This is a genomic window from Brevibacillus jepli, assembly GCF_047229145.1.
Taxonomy (GTDB): domain Bacteria; phylum Bacillota; class Bacilli; order Brevibacillales; family Brevibacillaceae; genus Brevibacillus.
In genome coordinates this window covers 378665-398133 of sequence record NZ_JBFEFW010000001.1, presented here as the reverse complement: position 1 = coordinate 398133, position 19469 = coordinate 378665, and the positions used below count along the sequence as shown (strand labels likewise).

The following is a 19469-nucleotide window of genomic DNA, read 5'->3' as shown; positions in this document are numbered from 1 at the left end:
CCCCTCCCTAGACGCCGAGCCAGGAAGGTAGTCCTGGAAGCGTACCTTTGAGCAAATGCACATAGATGCCATAAACTCCTACAGAAAACAACAACGAAACGATGACCGACTTGAGAACGCTTTTACTTCCCATCATGGTAAAGGCGTATGTAAGGAAAGCAAAGCTCGAGATGACATAGCCGAGTATTTCCAATAGCAATACGTACAAGAGGGTTGCTGCCAAAATGAAAAAAAATCGCTTGTATCGCAGTGGACTCTGTGACTCGGATGAAGAAGCAGCCGTACCTTTCTTATAGGTCTCCCACAACAGCCGCAAGCTTAACAGGATCAGGATAACGCCAAGTCCGAATGGAAACATATTGGGTCCGACCTGACTTCCGTATGCGCTGGACGAAATATTTTGGCTTTCAGCGATAAACAATGCGCCTACTAGCGCAAAAAACAGGCTGCCAATACGATCAAACATCAGGTTCATGTATACCTCCTAAGGTGTGGAAAAAGGAGGGGTTGCCCCTCCTCTCCCTACTTCGACATACCGAGTGATGTCAACAGTTCTTTTACCAGCTTATCTTGTTCATCCAGGAAAGTAGTGAAGGCCGCTGCGTCCTTGTACTCGCTCTCCCAACCGTTTGCTGCCAATTCTTTTGTCCAAGCCTCATGAGTAGACAGTTCTTTCAGCTTTGTATCCCAATAAGCTTTTGCGTCTGCTGGCATGTCAGCAGGACCGAAGACACCGCGCCAAATTGTAAAGGTCGCATCGATTCCTTGCTCTTTTAATGTAGGGATGTCTTTTAAATTGCCGCCGAGGCGTTCTTCCGAAGTGACGCCGAGTACGCGAATTTTGCCTGCCTTGAGATATTCACCGACACTGGAAGCATCAGTCGCAATGATATCAGCATTACCGCCTAATAATGCAGCCATTGCTTCGCCGCCACCGTCATAAGAGACGTATTTCACGCTTTTCGGGTCAATTCCATATTTAGCTGCTGGGAGTACGCCGATCAAGTGATCCATCGATCCTGGTGCAGATCCACCTGCGAGTGTAATCTTGCTTGGATCAGCCTTGATCGCGTCTAGGATGCTTTTGACGTCCTTATGCGGTGAATCCGCTTTCACTACGAGGGTGCCAAAATCTTTCGTCATTTGCGCCAGTGGTGTTACATCCTTGTAGCCAAATGGGCTGTTCCCCTCTTTTTTGTTATTGTTAATCAAGATAGGCGGGGAGCTCACGAATAATTTATAAGGATTGCCTTTGTCTTTGCTGACATACTCAGCCAAGAATACCGTTCCGCCACCGCCTGGCTTGTTTTCAACCGTGATAGTCTCTGTCACCAGCTTGCTTTCACCGAGCACCTTTGCCAGCGAGCGAGCTGTCTTATCCCAGCCTCCTCCTGCACCGGACGGAGCCACGTACACGATCGGCTTTTCAGGATATTTAGACGCCTCTGCCGCTGGCTGTGCAGCTGGTGCTGGTTGCGTTCCCGGACCTGCTGTTCCCGTATTCGCTGTACCTCCACCACAAGCAGCCAATGCTAGTGTAAGAAAAGTGGACACTGTGATCAGTACTTTTTTTCTTTTCATCAAACAAATATCCCCCTTAAACCGCCTGATTGTAAGCGCTGTCACGCTTGAACCTAATGTACCACTAGGTCCTAAGGAGGAATAGTTTTCGTGCATAAGGTCTATTTAGAAAATTAGAAACTTTTTGTTCATTTTGTTCATGGCTCAGGATGAGATGTAGCGATATTTTCTCTCTGGTCTGCCTACTGTGCCATAAATCAAGTCAGCACGCGCCTTTTTTTCCAGCACCAAATATTCCAAATACCGTCGTGCCGTCGTTCGACTGGTCCCAATCTCTCGGCCGATCTCCTCTGCCGAGACCCCTTTGTCTCCCGTCCGTCTTATCGCTTCGCTCACTTTTTCCAACGTTAAGAGGTCAATTCCTTTTGGCGCGAGCACTTCCCGACTTTTCGAGGCTACCAGTCTTCTCGTCAGCATTTGGTCGATGACTTCCTGGTCCACCTCGATTGCTTCTCTCGTCCGTATTACGTGCTCACGATAGCTTTCCAGCCGTTCACGAAAACGCTCGAAAACCAATGGCTTGACGATGTAGTCGAATACTCCGCCGCGCAGCGCTTCCTGAACCATTTCCATTTCCTTGGCTGCCGTAATCATGATGACGTCTACCTCTCGATAATGCTGCCGAATAAACCAGACCAGCTCCGTCCCCAGCATGTCAGGCAAGTACACATCCAGCAAAACGAGCTGAGGGCGCGTATACGATAGCAATTCTTTGGCATCACTGCCATTGGTCGCGGTAGCAATTACTTCAAAGCCTTCGATCTTGCTGACAAATCGTTTGTTGATATCGATAATCCGCAAATCGTCCTCTACGATGAGAACCTCCAACTTCCTCAAGACGCCACCTCCATTCTTTTTCGCAAGGATACGGTGAATAGAGCGCCTCCTAGCTCGCTGTTGCCCACGAGGATATAGCCATCCATTTCATTAATGATTCCATGCACCTTGGCCAGACCAATCCCTCGATCCGCTCCTTTTTTCGTGGAAAAACCGTACTCGAATATTTTTTCGCGCAATTCTTCCGCAACACCCGGCCCCGAGTCCTCGATTTCGAACATGATCTCATCACCCGTGTCAGACAAATAACATTCCACACGTTTATGCTCCACACTGGGTTCATTGACAGCTTCCAACGCGTTTTGGATGAGTGTACCCAACAGGACAACAATCTGCTGGCGGTTGATCGTCGTGGGGAGCTCCTTCAAACGACTGTCATGATTGATGACGAACTGAATCTTTAGCTCTTTGGCTCGATTGTGCATTCCTAGCAGCAGCGCTCCTATTAATGGATCAGGAATTTGCTTTGCCAAAAACAAAATCATTTCTTGTTGTGCCGATGTTTCACTCGTAATCAGCTCTACGGCTTCCTGAATCGAGCCAAGCTGTAGCAAGCCTGAGATGGTGTACAACAAATTGTGAAATTCATGTGTCTGGGCCCGAAGTACATCTGCATAACGCCTCGCTTGGGACAATTCGGAAGCCAGCTGGTCAATTTCCGATTTGGGGCGAAAGCTGCTGACCACGCCTACGATCTTATCTCCGAGCTTGATGGGAAGCCGATTCACGATGATTTCTTTTCCACCCATCATGGACTCCCGATCCAATTGATGTTCGCCCGATTCTAGCAATTCAGGCATACGGCTGTCTGGCAGTACATCGAAAATTTCTTTGCGGTGGACATCTTGTTCCGGTAAGTTCAAAATCCGAATCGCAGCCTTATTCATCATCGTGATGCGATTATTGCGGTCAATCGCCACGATTCCTTCGCGTACTGACTCTAGAACTGCATTTCTTTCTACATACAGCGCTGCAATCTCTTCCGGCTCCAATCCCAAAATTAAACGCTTTAAATAGCGACTCAGTGCAATCGCACCAGCAATTCCGCATAACAAGGCGAGAAGCGTAATGATCAATACGCGATCTTGATAAAGATCAATGGCCTCCTCGATATCCTCCAGCAAGAATCCGACTGAAACAATTCCGATGATATGCCCTTGTTCGTTTTTGATCGGTACTTTCCCGCGCAGCGATGGCCCCATGCTGCCAACTGCCTTCGATATGTAGGATTGACCATGTGAAAGACCAGGCTCGTTGTCTCCTCCCACCATTTCCTTCCCGATTCGATCCGGAATCGGATGCGCATAACGAATCCCCTCATGGTTACCCACAACCACAAACTCTGCTCCGGTTTGGATCCTGATGTTTTCTGCGATTGGTTGTATCAGCGCAGAAGGATGATCCGTTAAAAATGCTTTACGCAGCTCAGGATCACTCGCAACGATCTTTGCTACATTTAGTGCTTTTTTCCCCACCTGGTCTTCGATCGACGAAGCGACAATGGATGAAAACACCGCCCCAACTGACGAAACAATCAGAATAATGACAATAGTAATCAATAAGATCATTCTGGTTTGCAAAGACATACGTATTTTGCTTGTTGCCACAGCTCGCTCACCTCTTGCTTCATCTTACCATCCACATTAGGTAAAAAGGTAGATTATTCCCATTGTCCATGCTGGAACTTGTCGTAGGTGGCCGTCTTTTTTCGACGAAAAATCAGGTATTAGGCCTTCTGTCCCCCAATATAATGTTACAACTTGTATTCAAGACAAACTAGGCGCTTGTCCGAATACGAGACATCTTGAAATGAAAAGGAGGGAAAGAAGTGAAGACGCAAACGGATACAAATGGAATCGTGACCCTGACGAAAGAAGGCGTAGAGTCAATCGAGAACAGTCCGCTTTATAATGAAGGTCTTCGGCCGACGACGATGGCAGAGCACAACTGGACATCCTACAACTTTGCCAGCTTGTGGATCGGTATGTCGATCTGTTTGCCGACGTATGCAATGGCGGCAGGGCTGATTTCGTTGGGTATGAACTGGTGGCAGGCCATTTTGACGATCATTCTCGGTAACTGTATTGTCCTTATTCCCATTCTCCTCAACTCTCATGCCGGGACGAAATTTGGCATTCCTTATCCAGTATTTGCGCGCCTATGGTTTGGCTCCAAGGGTGCCCATATTCCGGCCGTCGCTCGCGGTTTAATTGGCGCTGGATGGTTTGGCATCAACTGTTGGTTCGGAGGTGCTGCCATCGATACACTCTTGATGTCGATGACAAGCTGGGAAAATGTTCCTGGCCATCTCTGGATCTCTTTCTTCGGATTTTGGCTGTTAAACGTATGGGTCGCTTATAAAGGACCAGAGACGATCAAGAAAATGGAGGCGTGGGCTGCCCCGATCCTGATCATCATGAGCTTGGCTCTCCTCGCCTGGGCACTTACAAAAGCAGGCGGATGGGGGCCGATGCTCTCAGCACCGTCGAAATTTACTACGAATGCAGAATTCTTGAAGGTTTTCTTCCCAGCCTTGACGGGAGCAATCGCATTCTGGGCGACCATGGCTCTTAACATTCCTGATTTCTGTCGATACGCGAAAAGCCAAAAAGCACAAATCATCGGACAATCCTCCTCGTTGCCGACCACGATGGGCTTCTTCTCGTTCATCGGTGTTGCCGTCGCCTCCGCTACTGTCGTCATTTACGGAGAAGCTTTGTGGGACCCGGCAGCTGTGCTGGCAAAATTCTCGCCTTTTGCCATTTTTCTCGGAACGATCGGCATCATTCTCGCCACATTGACGACCAACGTCGCAGCCAATATCGTTGCTCCCGCGCGGGCAGTGGAGAATTTGGCACCTCGTCGCCTCTCGTATGAAGCCGGTGCGATCATTGCAGGCGTCGTGTCGCTCTTGATGCAGCCTTGGTACATTTTGGAGAACTTCGGCAACTACATTTTCCTATGGCTAGGAACGTATGGTGCCTTGTTAGGACCCATTGACGGAATTGCCATCGCGGACTATTGGCTCGTGCGCAAGCGGCGCATTCATTTAACCGAACTTTACAAAACAAATGGGATCTACGCATACAAGACTGGCTTTAATGGCAGAGCAATCTGGGCGATGCTAATCGGGATCGCGATTCCTTTTATTAGTAAATACATTCCGGGCTTAGGTATTATATGGGACAATGCTTGGACGATCGGGCTACTGATTTCGCTCGTGATCTATACCTGGATGATGAAAAACGACTCTACGATATTGAGTGCCAAAGATTACGAGAAAATTACGGCAAACACCAAGCAAACGATTGCTTCCTAATAGCAAGGTACAAAAAAGACTGGCTGCCCATCGGGTTTGCCAGTCTTTCGTATGATCGTTCACGCTACCATTTGAATTGACGAATAGAATCTTGCAGTTCCTGGGAAAGCTGATTCAGATTCGCACTAGAGCGGGCGATTTCTTGCATGCTAGCGAGCTGCTCCCCTGCTCCTGCTGATACGCCCTGCGTATGTACGGCTGCTTCCTGCGCGAGTCGATTCATCTCATCTATTGCGGAAGCAACTTGCTGAATACTTGCCGACATTTGCTCGGTTGCCGCTGAAACGTCTTGGATTTGACCTGCAACATCCTGAGAAGCTGCTACGATACGCTGGAAGGTAACACCTGCTTCTTGAACGACTTCTGCACCCTTTTTGGCCTCTTCGGTTCCATCCATCATGACATGCACGACTTGCGTGGTTTCTTGCTGGATTTCCCCGATCAGTCTCGCAATCTCACGCGCAGATTCCTCTGACTGTTCTGCGAGTTTGCGCACCTCGTCAGCTACAACCGCAAATCCCCTGCCATGCTCTCCTGCACGCGCCGCTTCAATCGCAGCATTGAGCGCCAATAAATTCGTTTGAGACGCAATCCCCGTAATCACGTCGACAATTTGGCCAATGGCTTCTGACCGAACGCCGAGAAGCTGTACGAGATCTGCAGCATGATTAACCGAGTCGGAGATGGTATTCATCTGTACAACAGCTTGTTGAATGTGAATATTTCCTTGCTCAGCATCATCTGCTGCCTGTGCGGAGGATTCTGATACTGCTCCAGACGTGTCGGCAATCCGCTGAATGGCAATCGACATTTCCTCCATGACACGTACACTTTCTTGGGTGCGTTGGGTCTGTACTTCGGAGGCGGATGCGATTTGCTGTACACTGCTGATCGACTGTTCTGTTGCGTACGCGGACTGCTCAGCACTCGCTGACAATTCCTCAGAAGAAGCAGCGACTTGCTCACCTGCCACTTTTACTTGCTCAATCAATGAACGGAAATTGGTTACCAGCTCATTGAAGGCAACTCCTAGCGTACCGACCTCGTCACGTGTCACGTAGGTAACAGGGGCAACTGCCATATTTCCGTTAGCTAATTGCTGCATGCGACTCGAAACGATGCGCAGCGGGTCAGCGATCATCTTGGAGATAATGAACCCCAGTACACTTCCTACCACGATCGACAGTATGCCAACCACAATCAGGAATGTAATCGCATCCTTTGTCTCGGCCTGGTTTTGCTTCTGCATGGCGACTGCCTGCTCTGACTTGTAATTCGCCCATTCCAGTTGTTCTTGATTAATCCAATTCAAAGTCTTATCGGTTGCACGATAAAACGCATAGGCTTGATCCGATTGCCCCTGCTGGATCATTTTGATGACTTCGCCCTGATCCTTGCGATACTGCTCGGTGAGCTCCTTGAGCATCGTCACTCGTTCGAGTTCTTGTTCATCTAGCTTAGCTGCCTGGAGATATTGGAAGGTTTGATCTGCTGATTCCATTCGTACATCCAGCTCAGTCTTGTATTCGGCAAATATCGCAGGAGATGGATCAAGAATCATTTTATAGACCAATCCGTCAATCGCGCGTATTTCTTGTCTCCAGTCGTTAATCCACTTTACTGGAAGAAGCTGATCTTCGTACATTGCCTGGATTCGTTCGCCAGAGACTTTTACATGAAAATATCCCGTGAATCCAACAGCGCACAAAAAGACCGCCATCATCACGATCAAGCTAAAAAGTTTGGCTCGGGTGCTGAGGTTGCGTAAAAAACTCATCGTTGTCGGCAATCCTTCCTGTGTCAGATAGGTAAGCTGAAAATGCTCGAATATTGTCTAATCTTACCAAACTATGTCGAATACGTCGATAGTCTTAGACTATTTCTCACACATCGAGCACAGAAAGAATCGTGATCTCTTCAATTTGTACGTCAGGCTCATAGCAAATATAGTACGTAAGCTCCGGGCTGATCCGATACCGTATCCCCCGGTATCCACAGGAGATCAAATAGGCTCGTACCTTATCTCCCGTCCATTCCAGCCACTCCTCATGTCCCATGGCGCCCTGTCTTTTTTCTAGTTCCTCTTCTGAATAAGCAGCCCGCAATGCATCCATGCGTAGTTCGTTTTCCCCATATCGCTCGTCCAAACATACGAGACCCTGCAAATGTAGCTGCTGGCTCAGTACGACTGCCTTCTCTCCATTCGTCTCTGCATGGCAAATCGCATACTGTGCAGCAATCTCCGGATTGCTCACCAAGTAGACACCGGAGCCAAACACTGCCTTGGCACTTGCACCGTTTATAAAATGTCGTCGCTCTTCCCTCTCATACCGTTGCGCTTTCGCGACGCGAAGTCCCTCGCCATATTCAACTCCTCGATATACAGTCTGCCTCATCCCTGAACGCTCCTTTTGGCTCTGATGGAATCCTTCCAATGATGCGAAAAGGAGGAAGGCGCGTGTCTGGCACCTCCCTCACTCTTGTATTAAGGTAATAGCTTTACCATATCCTCGTAGGTCTCCGGTCTGCGATCCCGGTAAAATTGCCACGTATCCCGTACTTCATGAATTTTGTTGCGGTCCATCTCGGCGATAACAACCTCATCCTGATCCCGACTCCCCATGGCGACAAATTGTCCTCGTGGATCGACCAGGTACGATTGCCCGTAAAACTCTCCCATGCTCCAAGGCGCTTCTGTCCCCACCCGATTGATCGCTGCGACATAATAACCGTTGGCTACGGCATGAGCAGGCTGCTCTAGCTTCCACAGGTATTCGGATAAGCCGGCGACTGTCGCAGATGGATTAAAGACGATCTCTGCGCCATTCAAGCCTAGCAATCGTGCGCCTTCTGGAAAATGCCGATCATAGCAAATATAGACCCCGACCTTGGCAAAAGCGGTTTCAAAAACGGGATAGCCAAGATTGCCCGGCTTAAAGTAATATTTCTCCCAGAAGCCACACCCACTGCTGCCCACTCCCACATGTGGAATGTGCTGCTTGCGATATTTGCCTAAATACGTGCCATCCGCATTAATTACAGCCGCGGTGTTGTAGTAAGTACCGATCCCCACTCGCTCGTACACAGGCAAAATCAATACCGTTCCTAATTCGCGGGCAAGAGACGAGAACAGCTGCACGGTTGGTCCATTCGGGACTTCCTCCGCTGATTCATACCATTTCGGTTGCTGCTCGGCACAAAAATAAGGGCCATAGAAGATTTCTTGCAGGCAGATGATTTGTGCCCCTTTGCCCGCCGCCTCTCGCACCATCCTCTCATGCTTCTCAATGGCTTTTTCTTTGTGCAAATGAACCGGTTCGTCTCCGTGGACATCGTTTTTAGCCTGAATCAAGCCGATGCGAATGATATCTGCCATATTCGTCCTCCTCGCCTTTTTACGGTCTTGCAAAGGTCGATCGTTTCACAAAGCGGCCAGCCCCGGCTTGACCGACGAATTGCTGTTCGCGAATGACAAAGGTGCCACGCGAAAGCACCGAAATAATATCGCCGTTCACCACCATACCTTCAAACGGATTGTAATCGACATTCATATGGTGCGTTTCCTCGGAGATCGTTCGCTTCACAGTCGGATCAAACAATACGATATCGGCGTCAGAGCCTACCGCAATCGTGCCTTTCTGCGGGAACATCCCGAACAGTTTGGCTACTTTCGTTGAGGTAATATCAACAAACTGATTCAGACTGATCTTCCCCTTCACCACACCTTCCGAGAAGAGGATGCGCATCCGATCCTCAATGATCGGTCCGCCATTTGGAATTTTCGTGAAATCACCCAGGCCCAACTCTTTTTGACCCGAGAAGTTAAAGGAACAGTGATCAGAGCCGACCGTTTGCAAGATGCCGTTTTTCAGCGCACTCCACAGGACATCCTGATTCCATTTTTCCCGGAGTGGTGGGGACCAGACGTACTTCGCTCCTTCAAAGTCTGGCTTCTCGAGATGGGTAATATCGAGTACCAAATATTGCGGACACGTCTCCCCGTACACATTCCAGCCTTTCTCACGTGCTTCCGCGATTCTGCGTACAGCGTCTGCACACGAGACATGCACGACATACAATTGTGCGTCAGCCAGTGCAGTCAGTGCCGCTGCACGTCCAGTCGCTTCCCCCTCAGCCTCAGGAGGCCGTGTGTAAGCGTGGTACACCGGATCTTTTTGGGCTTTTGCTAGCGCCTGCTTGGTCAAATAATCAATGACGTCGCCATTCTCCGCATGAACCTGGACGAGGGCTCCCAGCTCTTTCGCGCGAATCAATGTTTTAAAAAGTGTCTCATCATCGGCCATCAGCACATTTTTGTAGGCCATAAATACCTTGAGTGAAGTAATGCCTTCATTTCGGACGACAGCTCCCAATTCCTCGAGAACTTGGTCATTCGCATCGGAAACCATCAGATGGAAGCCGTAGTCGATAACCGCCTTGCCCCTTGCTTTTTCATGCCAGGTAGAAATGGAAGAATGCAGTGGCTCCCCTTTATTCGTCAGACAGAAGTCAATGATACTGGTCGTTCCACCAAACGCTGCGGCCTTTGTTCCTGTATAAAAGTTATCGGAAGTAACGGTTCCGCCAAATGGCATATCGAGATGAGTATGTGGATCAATTCCTCCCGGGAAAACATAGCATCCGGTAGCATCAATCACTTCTGCATCTTTCACATCCAGATGGGAGCCAATTGCGACTACCTTTTCCCCTTCGATCAAAATGTCCGCCTGATACGTGTCTGACGCTGTCACGACTGTGCCATTTCGAATCCATTTCTTCATCCAATCATCTCCTCTTCAACCCGTCACCGAGTAGACATGCCTTCCCTAGTACACGCTATGCGTTCTAGGCCCAAAAGATGCATGCAGGCTCACTGCCTTACAACTCACAGCTACTTCCTTGCGCCAAAGCAGCCTGCCGTTGATTCCAGCTCAGAGGGGCTTTGTCGCTTGGAATCTTGACCATCTCAATCGTTCCTTCTACAGGACATACGATCGAACACAAATTACAGCCGACACAATCATCTTCGCGCACGACCAGGCGCTCTTTGCCCGTCGCTGCATCAGGGACGATATCGATGCATTGATGCGAGGTGTCTTCACAAGCAATATGACATTTGTTGCAATTAATACAGGTTTCTTCATGGATGCGAGCCACGACCTTGTAATTGAGATTCAGATGTCCCCAATCCGAGTACGTGTGCACGGCTTTACCTACGATATCCATCACAGAGGCGATTCCTCGCTGGTCCAAGTAATTGTTTAGCCCGTCAATCATGTCCTCGACGATCCGGAATCCATGGTGCATCGCTGCTGTACACACTTGAACACCCGTTGCACCCATGAGCAAAAACTCAACGGCATCACGCCAGGTAGAGATACCTCCGATACCAGAGATCGGGATTCCCACCTTGGGATCACGCGCACACTCTGCCACCATGTTCAGGGCGATTGGCTTGACAGCTGGTCCACAATAGCCACCATGAGCCCCTTTTCCATCCACATGAGGAATCGGCAGCCATTTATCGAGATCGACCCCCATCAAGCTGTTGATGGTGTTGATCATGCTGATGGCATCTGCTCCACCCTGACTAGCTGCCCGTGCTGTAAAGCGTATGTCTGTGATGTTCGGTGTGAGTTTCACGATGACGGGCGTTTTGGCGACTTCTTTTACCCATTCGACCTGTTGCCGGATTAAATCGGGATGCTGACCAACTGCAGATCCCATCCCGCGTTCTGCCATGCCGTGTGGACAGCCGAAGTTCAGTTCCAACCCGTCTACGCCGATCGCTTCCACCTTTTTGACGATCTCGTGCCATGCTTCCTGGGTATGTTCAACCATTAACGACGCAATCAACGTGTGCTTCGGAAAACGCCGCTTCGTTTCGTCCATTTCCTTCAAATTGACTTCAAGCGGTTTGTCTGTAATAAGTTCAATGTTGTTGAAGCCAAAGACGCGTTGTCCCCCGAAGTTCAGACCGGCAAAGCGGGAGGTGACGTTAATGATCGGTTCTCCGAGTGTCTTCCAGACCGCTCCACCCCACCCTGCTTCAAAAGCACGCTGGACTTGGTAGCCTGAATTGGTAGGCGGTGCAGAGGCCAACCAAAAGGGATTCGGCGATTGGATTCCCGCCAGATTGATGCTGAGATCTGCCATGAAAGGTCTCCTCCTTTATACCGGCTGTTTTTGATCACTAAGTGATTGGTGGATGGCATGAGCGGCTCTTTTTCCATGATTGGCCGCATCTACTACCATCGCATCTGTCTTGCCTCCGCCAAAGATGACATCGCCCGCCGCGAAAACCTTGGCATGAGAGGTTCGATAGGTGCCTTCCTCGACGCTGACAATCCCTTTGCGGTGCTGTAGCCCCAATGCTTCAATGAGCGACAGGTGTCTGTTTTGTCCGATCGCTTTGACGACATAATCTACCTCGATTACAAAATGACTGCCCGGAATTTCTACAGGACGCTTTCTTCCCTTCTCATCCGGCTCGCCCAGCTCCATGCGCACGAGTTCCAAGCCCTTCACTCGACCATCTTCTTCCAGAACACGTGTTGGTGCAACGAGCCAGCGGAATTCTACGCCATCCTGCTTGGCGAACTCGTACTCAAACTGGTAACAGGACATCTCATGCACTGTCCTCCGGTAAAGAATCTGCACATTGTCTGCGCCCAGACGCTTCGAACAGGTAGCAGCGTCAATGGCCGTATTTCCAGCACCGATGACGACGACTTTTTTCCCTACCATCTCTTCTGATAGCGGCTTTGTCTTGGTTTCCTCTACGAGTGCAATGGCATCGAGTACACCGTCCAAATCTTCTCCCGGAATGTGAAGCTGCGGTACACTGCCCATACCCGCCGCCAGGAGGACAGAATCATAATTGGCTAACAGCTCTTCCGGCGCTACATCCACACCGATTCGCGTGTTCGTACGAATCTCTACTCCCAAGGCTTCTACTTGCTCTACTTCCCAGAGCGAGATTTCCTGTGGCAAGCGGAAGGAAACAATGCCGTAGGTGTTCAATCCCCCTGCCTTATCCTTGGCTTCGAATACGGTAACTTGATAGCCCAGACGTGCCAGCTCACGCGCAGCCGATAACCCGGCTGGTCCCGCTCCGATTATTGCTACCCGTTTGCCATTTGCTTCGCCCTTTGAAAACAGCGACGCTTGATTCTGGATGGCCCAGTCTGTCGCGTGACGCTGGAGAAGACCGATCATGATTGGCTTGGAAGCATTGTTCAGTACACAGGCACCCTCACACAGCTCTTGTGTCGGACATACGCGTGCACAGCTTGCCCCTACTGGATTGGATTCCATGATGGTCCGGGCAGATCCGAACAGATTCCCCGTCGCAATTTTTTTGATAAAGGAGGGAATATCAATCGACGTAGGACAAGCCTTGATACAGGGTGCATCGTAGCAATACAAGCAGCGGTTCGCCTCATCGATTGCTTCCATCGGTTTTAGTGCAGGCACGACTTCCACGAAGTTTTTCGTCAGATCATTCGGGATGCTCATCGGTTCACAACCTCCTTACCAGATCTATACATGCTTGCTATTAATCAATGTGCGAAATCGTCTTTTTATGATTGTTACATTTCGTATTTGCATATGGTGGTGACGAAATCAATCTGCTTGTTTTGACATGAATGATTTCATGGTCGAATAGGATAAAAGCAAACACGGAGGAAAGGACCGTCCCGTATGAAGGATTACGACCGAGAAATCCGGCTCGTGAAGCAAAAAATCGCGGATGCGAATGCCCTTCTCATTCAATTGGAAGCAGAGCACAAGAACTATTTGACCCAGCTGGAGACTCGCACAGCGTATCTCTCCTCTCGGGAAATTCTTGAGATGATGGAGGCAAGAGTTGGCCGCGTAGGCAGTATGGCCACCATCAAGCGCTGGGCAGATCAGGGTTATTTAGGGATTTGTATTGACGAACGGGAAGCCTTTCCCCTCTTGGTCAGTAAACAAGGAAACAAACGATTTCTTTATCCTCGTGAGTCCGTACTGACTTTCCTATATAAAAAAGGGTATCTACGCCCGATCTATGAGGTATTAGATCGTGTCCAGGTCAACACGGGACACATACACTGCTGGGGAATCATCACCTCCGTTGAGCGCAGCGACCAGCGCTTCACCTACCAAGTCCAATTGGAAAAAACGGGAGAAGTATTATTGTCGGTAGCAGAAGGAGACCTGTCACTCCCGTAAGGAGGCTCTATGGAACTGGCCGTTATCACACTGGAAAATACAATCACCAATCAAGAACGATCGCGACAAATCCGCGACTTGCATAAAAAAAAGGGCCAGACCCTCGCGATTCGTTTCAGCGAAGACCTGACCCATATCATTTTAGAAGCACCTTGCTTGTATATCCCCGACCATGAGCTATTGGATGGAGCCGTTGCTATAGTGGGAGCCTTGAAAAAAACAGCGGAGCACTACGAAATACATCCGCGAAGCAAAGGGAAGACTGTCAATCTCCACCTTGATTCAGAACTGGTTGCCGAGCTGGAACAAATACGCTCTCTCGTCAATAGCAAAACACAGCAAGAGGTCATCCGCGAGTTGTTCATTCGCGGGATGCGTTCATACTTGGCCGAGAAAGAAGCCGGAAACTCAGAGGTCGGAGCCAGTGAGAATCGGTAGTCATGATTCCCCTACCAGGAGAACGTAATCTTGTCGCCCTTGATTTCATAACGAACCGTGTAAGTCTGTTTCTTCTCCTTCGTGTTGACTTCAAACACGATCGCTTTTTTTGTGAGATCTGGCTGGACTTGATTGACGTCTAGCATCTCAAAGGGCTCGTTCGCTTTTTTCTCCATGCCTACGAGTTCTATCTTTTCATGCGTATTAACATGAAAAACGCCCACACCCAGCATCGTATGATACAAGATCCAGTTGTTGTCCAGCCATGTTATTTGATCTACAAAATAACCTGGGAACAGTTGAGCCTGTGGGGTATAGTCCGGCTGATAAATTCGAATGTTTGCGTTGTTGTACAAACTGTCTGAATCAATGACCGCAATTTTTTTCTTGTCAGGCGAGCTGATTCCAGCCTTTTTCGCCAGCTCGATTTTTTCTTTTTCATTCTCTATTCTGAATTTCTCGATCATAAACAGGGAATCTTCTTGTGAGAAGACGACATTTTTTACATTTTTCAAGTCTGTGAGCTTGTCTTTGCCTGGAAAATTACTGTAAATGGTAAGCGTTGCCTCATCAAGTGCACCATCATAAGCGATCCCTCTGGACGGATACTCCCACGAATAGGTACCGACCCCCCGCAAGTGATAGGCAAATTCCGGCTTACCCCAAGCACCAAAGATGGAAAAGCTCGCGTTTTCGGCGGGTGCCCCCAGCTTCTCCCCGTATGCTTGCAGATTTTTGGCCATTTCAACCAAGGCTGTAGTATCGGTGATCGGGTCACGTCGATAAATGGACATGTCTTTCACTTTTTCCTGCGCGAATGTGATGAACAAATAATAATCCTGTTGGGCGTAGCCAATCAGCTCATGTTTTTCATCTGTAAATGGAGGAGTACCCAGTAGCTGTACAATCTCAGCTTTGCTTTTGGATGTGGTGATGCCTTTCACGATTTCACCCTTGTACGCTGGATCAACCAGCACGGAAAACACTCGTTTGTTATCATCCCACTTGATGCCGATTCCTTGTGGATAGTACTCATACTCATCAAAAAATTTCACAGATTTTCCTAGTAGATTCATGAGCGAATCTTGTTTCCACTGATGGGAAGAGAAGGTATTTACGAGCAGCCCTTTGGACAAATCTGCTGGTGCCTGCATGGATGTTGCTGTACCGCTTTGCGTTGAGGCTGGCTTTGTCGTTGATGCGCTTGCTGCGAATGCTGTCGAAGCGAACAAACAGCAGGACATCAGCACAATTATCGCTTTCTTTTTCACTTCATTCCCTCCCAAACTCTCAGCATGACTATACAACCATTTCCATAGATCAACGGTTATCCCTAAATTATACCAGAAATAGACAAAATCAGCTAAATGGATTTTTTATTACATGATATGAAAGCGCCCTTCTCCTCGCTTTTGCGCAGGTAAAAGGACGCTTTTTGATGTACGCTATTTACTTGGATTCACCGTTGAGATAACGAAAGAAAGGCTGATCTACCCAAAATTTGTAGGTCTCTACTTTTACTTTGTCATTCAGCTTATGAAAGCCTTCCACGACTTTTGGTGATTGCTCATTCAGAGAGAACGACTGCACGACATAACGGCCATCTTTCAATACGTTGTTCGTAATAACCGCATAATCTGCCAGCTCTGTACGGGAATGATAGAGTGGTTGCCACCAAGAAGCCTTGAGCAATCCGGTCATGTCCTCTTGATCTCTTTTCGCATATTTCAAAACAAGTGGCTGAAACTTCTCTTTTTCTTCTACACTGTCGAATTCCAGGCTGAGATCGTATTCCTTCGCATACGCAATGTAGTTGCCGTTTTCTATCTGAACCACCTGGTAATCGGCCGTCTGAACAGGCTCTCCCCATTCCTTCAAGTAAATAAATGCAGATGTTTTCGGCTCAAATTGTACCTTGGCATCGATTCCTTCACTTTTTAACAGACCAATCAATTGAATCGCGTGGGCGATATCGCTGTGTCCGTACGTAATCGTGCGCTGTGGATCAAAATGAGGATCAAATGCAGCGTCCTTCAGGTTGTAGCCGGTAATCAGGTTTTGCTTCAAGCCCTTGTCTACGAGCTCTTGCAGTGCTCCGGCTTTCATGATTTGCGATTCATTCCAAGCTTGTGCGAGCTTGCCAAAAATCTCTTCATCTGCAATCGTGCCCAAATAGTTTTTGGCTGAGCCGTGGAACTCAGCTACTTTTGCTAGCAATTCACTCGCCAGCTCTGCGGATACAGCTCCTTCCACAGATGCTGCTTTCAAAGTATTCGCAAAGACAAGCCCCGTGTCAAGGGCTACAGCCAGCTCTTGCGCTGCCTGCAAGGTGAGGTTTCCGCCTTTTTTGTACGTAATCCCTGCTTTTTTCAAGGAGGCAGCCACTTTCTCCTCGCTATATGTATATCCTAGTTCTTTTAATTCAGCAGCTTTTACAGCAGCACTGACGGCTTCCCATACAAGCAGCTTGGAAGCATCTTTTGCTGCTGGCAAGAAACTTTTGGATGTCTCTGCATTTTCCGCTATACTTGAAGTAGCTGCTATAACCTTGAGCAACGCTTTCTCAAATTGCTCGCGAGTCACGGTCTTGTCAAAAGAAACCCCGTATTGCTGCTGTAAAAAGCTGTTCCACTCTACTGGAGCTGTTTTTGCTCCTACTACAGTCGGGAATACGAGTGCGGCCGTTAGTACGGCAGCGGAAGTCGAGAGTTGTAACCATTTCGCTGATCTGTTCATGAAGAATCCTCCTGACGTATGAAGACGAATCATATTAATATTATTCCTATGTGTTTACTAGGGATATAATCAAATACATTAGCACTCCATCCGTACACCTGTCAATAACTAGCATAACCCGAATTCCTTCCGCAAGTGGAAGGCTTCGGGTTATTTTTTGTGCTTGTTTATTTATCCAGTTCCGACCATTTGTTCACTTTCACTGGTGGTGTGTAATCTCGCATACGATCTAGCAAAATCGCAGGATCGCTTTCGCAGAGGATCAATTCACCTTGCATAGCGGGAATAAAGCCAGCTGTAGTCGCATGCTCAACCATCTCCATCAGCGGCGTATAGTAGCCATCCACGTTCAACAGTCCAATCGGCTTTTGGTGAATGCCAATTTGCCCCCAGCTCACCACTTCGAATATCTCCTCAAAGGTTCCCAAACCACCGGGCAAAGCAATGAAGCCATCAGACAAATCGATCATTTTCGCTTTACGCTCGTGCATCGTCAGAACCTCATGCATTTCTGTCAGACCTGTATGTACGATCTCACCGCGGAACAATCCTGTTGGCATGACGCCGATCGCTTTACCGTTTCCTTCGAGAACAGCATTTGCGACACGCCCCATCAGTCCCATACTGGAACCGCCATAGACCAAATCAAGACCACGAGAGACCAGTTCTTTTCCCAGTTCCTGTGCGTATTGCTCAAACAGCGGGTTAGCACCTGGATTGGATCCTGCATAAACACAAATACGTTTCATGTCATCCGTTGCCAAAAGATTGTAAAAGTCTTCTGTTTGCTTCCTGCTTCTTTGTGTCTGCTTTTGCCGATGCTACTTGCATTTGGTATGACACTCCACAGGCGTAAATTCCGGTACAACGATCCGTACATATTAGCAGTAACTTGTAGGTGTTAGCTTGCTAATTTGGCTAAATTGATAGAGGCATTGAGGTCTCTATCTATTACTCGCCCACAATCACATTTGAATACCCGATCTGACAGCTTTAGGTCTTTTTTGATTTGACCACAACCAGAACAGGTCTTCGATGAAGGATACCATTTGTCTGCTTCCAAGAAGCGAATGCCATATTTCTCGCACTTGTATCGTAGTTGGCGTGTAAACTCGTGCAATTTTTGTTGTGCGATAGCTTTAGACAAATGGCGGTTCTTCATCATTCCTGTAATATTCAAAGTCTCCAACACTACAGAGCGAGGTTTGGTTTTCACGATCGCACTGGTAGCTTGATGGATGTGATTGGTACGGATATTTGTTAGTCTTCGGTGGAGCAAACGAATGGATTTTTCCCCTTTTACAATGTTGCAAGTTTTGACAAAACGGTTTCCCTCCTTGTTCATCTCGTATTGGCGAGAAACTTTACGTTGCAACCTTCGTAAACGTTTCTCTGCTTTCTTTAATGTTTTTGTTTTGTTGATATTTTTAAAGGTCATGCCATTAGAGCAAACTGCAAGCTCCTTCACACCGACGTCGATGCCAATGGCTTCATTTGTTAGAGAAGGCTTCTCTACCTCTTGATCCATGCTGACAGATAGATACCAGTACTTGCCGTCAAATGAGACGCGAGGATTTCTGTACTTTGTATTCATCGGGATTTGTTCTGAAGTAGAAACCCACCCTACTCTCAAAAGGAAGACGAGATCTTTCTTCACCTTCAATTTCACGGTATCGTTGTAAAAGGAAAATCCGTGTATTGGTTAATTAGAGAAGCTAAACTCAGTCACAAGGCGACATATGATTTAGTGAATAATCAAACCAAAGGAATTCAATTCGATACACTATCTAAAATCTGCAAGGCATTAGACTGTACTCCGAACGACGTATTATACATGAATGATTAGTATGCATATTTGCATGGTTGTTAATAGTCAATAATAACCTCCCAACTTGTTGAAGTAGAATGGATTGCCGTAAATTGCTTTGCGTGTAATATAATTATACTAAAATCAGGAAGGGACAGATATATGTGAATATGACTGAGTTTCAAAAATGGGTCGGCGATTTTTATGAAGAACGCGGTTGGACGCAGTACAGCCCCTTTATCCGCGTGGGTTTCCTGATGGAAGAAGCTGGCGAGCTGGCACGAGCAGTACGTGCGATTGAAATTGGCCGTGATCGTCCTGATGAAGGTGAAAAGCATGCTGCAGAAGCTCGTCAGGAGCTGGTGGAAGAACTGGGCGATGTATTGGGGAATTTGATCTTGCTGGCAAACCAATATGAGGTATCTTTTGAAGAAATTTTGGACGCACATCGGGACAAACTGCAAAAACGCTATCAAGCGATGGAGCGTGAATAAAATCAGCAAGCCGCTTTCCATCCTCTCGTGGAAAGCGGCT

At 48.1% G+C, this 19469-nt stretch carries 18 protein-coding genes and 1 pseudogene; 5 read left to right on the top strand and 14 right to left on the bottom strand.

The features are described 5' to 3' along the window. Positions 1 to 7: 7 nt before the first annotated feature. The 4 genes from AB1L17_RS02000 to AB1L17_RS01985 all read right to left on the bottom strand — a co-directional run bounded on the left by AB1L17_RS02000 (position 8) and on the right by AB1L17_RS01985 (position 4025). Complete coding sequence (locus AB1L17_RS02000) at positions 8 to 475, bottom strand: tripartite tricarboxylate transporter TctB family protein (protein ID WP_412842931.1); 468 nt, start codon at positions 473 to 475, stop codon at positions 8 to 10. 47 nt (positions 476 to 522) lie between these two features. Further along, positions 523 to 1581: a tripartite tricarboxylate transporter substrate binding protein gene (locus AB1L17_RS01995; protein WP_412843288.1), complete on the bottom strand. Its 1059-nt coding sequence runs from the start codon at positions 1579 to 1581 to the stop codon at positions 523 to 525. A 144-nt stretch (positions 1582 to 1725) separates the two neighbouring features. After that, entirely contained in the window at positions 1726 to 2418 is a 693-nt protein-coding gene (locus AB1L17_RS01990) for a response regulator (protein WP_412842932.1), read from the bottom strand. Further along, positions 2415 to 4025 carry an ATP-binding protein gene (locus AB1L17_RS01985; RefSeq protein WP_412842933.1) on the bottom strand — a complete coding sequence of 537 codons (1611 nt, stop codon included), beginning with the start codon at positions 4023 to 4025 and terminating at the stop codon, positions 2415 to 2417. The genes AB1L17_RS01990 and AB1L17_RS01985 overlap by 4 nt, the downstream gene beginning before the upstream one ends. A 221-nt stretch (positions 4026 to 4246) precedes the next feature. Here AB1L17_RS01985 and AB1L17_RS01980 point away from each other — a divergent pair, with 221 nt between their 5' ends. Next, positions 4247 to 5737, top strand: coding sequence for an NCS1 family nucleobase:cation symporter-1 (locus tag AB1L17_RS01980; protein WP_412842934.1), 1491 nt, complete (start codon positions 4247 to 4249; stop codon positions 5735 to 5737). 64 nt (positions 5738 to 5801) lie between these two features. Here the strand turns inward: AB1L17_RS01980 and AB1L17_RS01975 are convergent, their stop codons facing one another. The 6 genes from AB1L17_RS01975 to AB1L17_RS01950 all read right to left on the bottom strand — a co-directional run bounded on the left by AB1L17_RS01975 (position 5802) and on the right by AB1L17_RS01950 (position 13255). Next, positions 5802 to 7514 (bottom strand): methyl-accepting chemotaxis protein, encoded by a 1713-nt coding sequence (locus AB1L17_RS01975; protein WP_412842935.1) that lies wholly within the window; start codon positions 7512 to 7514, stop codon positions 5802 to 5804. A 106-nt stretch (positions 7515 to 7620) separates the two neighbouring features. Then, positions 7621 to 8133, bottom strand: a complete 513-nt coding sequence (locus tag AB1L17_RS01970; RefSeq protein ID WP_412842936.1) for a hypothetical protein — start codon at positions 8131 to 8133, stop codon at positions 7621 to 7623. A gap of 89 nt (positions 8134 to 8222) precedes the next feature. Beyond that, positions 8223 to 9113 (bottom strand): nitrilase-related carbon-nitrogen hydrolase, encoded by an 891-nt coding sequence (locus tag AB1L17_RS01965; RefSeq protein ID WP_412842937.1) that lies wholly within the window; start codon positions 9111 to 9113, stop codon positions 8223 to 8225. Positions 9114 to 9132: 19 nt separating this feature from the next. Further along, positions 9133 to 10518, bottom strand: coding sequence for a dihydropyrimidinase (gene hydA, locus AB1L17_RS01960; protein ID WP_412842938.1), 1386 nt, complete (start codon positions 10516 to 10518; stop codon positions 9133 to 9135). 97 nt (positions 10519 to 10615) lie between these two features. Continuing rightward, positions 10616 to 11893, bottom strand: a complete 1278-nt coding sequence (preA, locus tag AB1L17_RS01955) for an NAD-dependent dihydropyrimidine dehydrogenase subunit PreA (protein WP_412842939.1) — start codon at positions 11891 to 11893, stop codon at positions 10616 to 10618. Between the two features lie 15 nt (positions 11894 to 11908). Continuing rightward, the gene (locus tag AB1L17_RS01950) at positions 11909 to 13255 is read right to left on the bottom strand and encodes an NAD(P)-dependent oxidoreductase (RefSeq protein WP_412842940.1); all 1347 of its coding nucleotides are present in this window, start codon (positions 13253 to 13255) and stop codon (positions 11909 to 11911) included. 186 nt (positions 13256 to 13441) lie between these two features. Between AB1L17_RS01950 and AB1L17_RS01945 the strand changes: the two genes are divergently transcribed. Beyond that, positions 13442 to 13954, top strand: coding sequence for a hypothetical protein (locus tag AB1L17_RS01945; RefSeq protein WP_412842941.1), 513 nt, complete (start codon positions 13442 to 13444; stop codon positions 13952 to 13954). Between the two features lie 9 nt (positions 13955 to 13963). Next, the gene (locus AB1L17_RS01940) at positions 13964 to 14392 is read left to right on the top strand and encodes a hypothetical protein (protein WP_412842942.1); all 429 of its coding nucleotides are present in this window, start codon (positions 13964 to 13966) and stop codon (positions 14390 to 14392) included. Positions 14393 to 14403: 11 nt separating this feature from the next. Here the strand turns inward: AB1L17_RS01940 and AB1L17_RS01935 are convergent, their stop codons facing one another. The 4 genes and pseudogenes from AB1L17_RS01935 to AB1L17_RS01920 form a co-directional block, all read right to left on the bottom strand. After that, on the bottom strand, positions 14404 to 15663 hold the full coding sequence (locus tag AB1L17_RS01935; protein ID WP_412842943.1) for a hypothetical protein: 1260 nt from the start codon (positions 15661 to 15663) through the stop codon (positions 14404 to 14406). Between the two features lie 178 nt (positions 15664 to 15841). Next, complete coding sequence (locus AB1L17_RS01930; protein ID WP_412842944.1) at positions 15842 to 17128, bottom strand: hypothetical protein; 1287 nt, start codon at positions 17126 to 17128, stop codon at positions 15842 to 15844. A gap of 167 nt (positions 17129 to 17295) precedes the next feature. After that, positions 17296 to 17877, bottom strand: coding sequence for an LOG family protein (locus AB1L17_RS01925; protein WP_412842945.1), 582 nt, complete (start codon positions 17875 to 17877; stop codon positions 17296 to 17298). Between the two features lie 152 nt (positions 17878 to 18029). Continuing rightward, a pseudogene (locus AB1L17_RS01920) lies at positions 18030 to 18815 on the bottom strand (RNA-guided endonuclease InsQ/TnpB family protein); the annotation flags it as partial. Positions 18816 to 18821: 6 nt separating this feature from the next. On the opposite strand from AB1L17_RS01920, the gene AB1L17_RS01915 reads away from it, so the two are divergent. Both AB1L17_RS01915 and AB1L17_RS01910 read left to right on the top strand, forming a co-directional pair. Further along, on the top strand, positions 18822 to 18974 hold the full coding sequence (locus AB1L17_RS01915; protein WP_412842946.1) for a helix-turn-helix domain-containing protein: 153 nt from the start codon (positions 18822 to 18824) through the stop codon (positions 18972 to 18974). Between the two features lie 125 nt (positions 18975 to 19099). Then, positions 19100 to 19429 (top strand): MazG nucleotide pyrophosphohydrolase domain-containing protein, encoded by a 330-nt coding sequence (locus AB1L17_RS01910; RefSeq protein WP_412842947.1) that lies wholly within the window; start codon positions 19100 to 19102, stop codon positions 19427 to 19429. Positions 19430 to 19469: the final 40 nt, after the last annotated feature.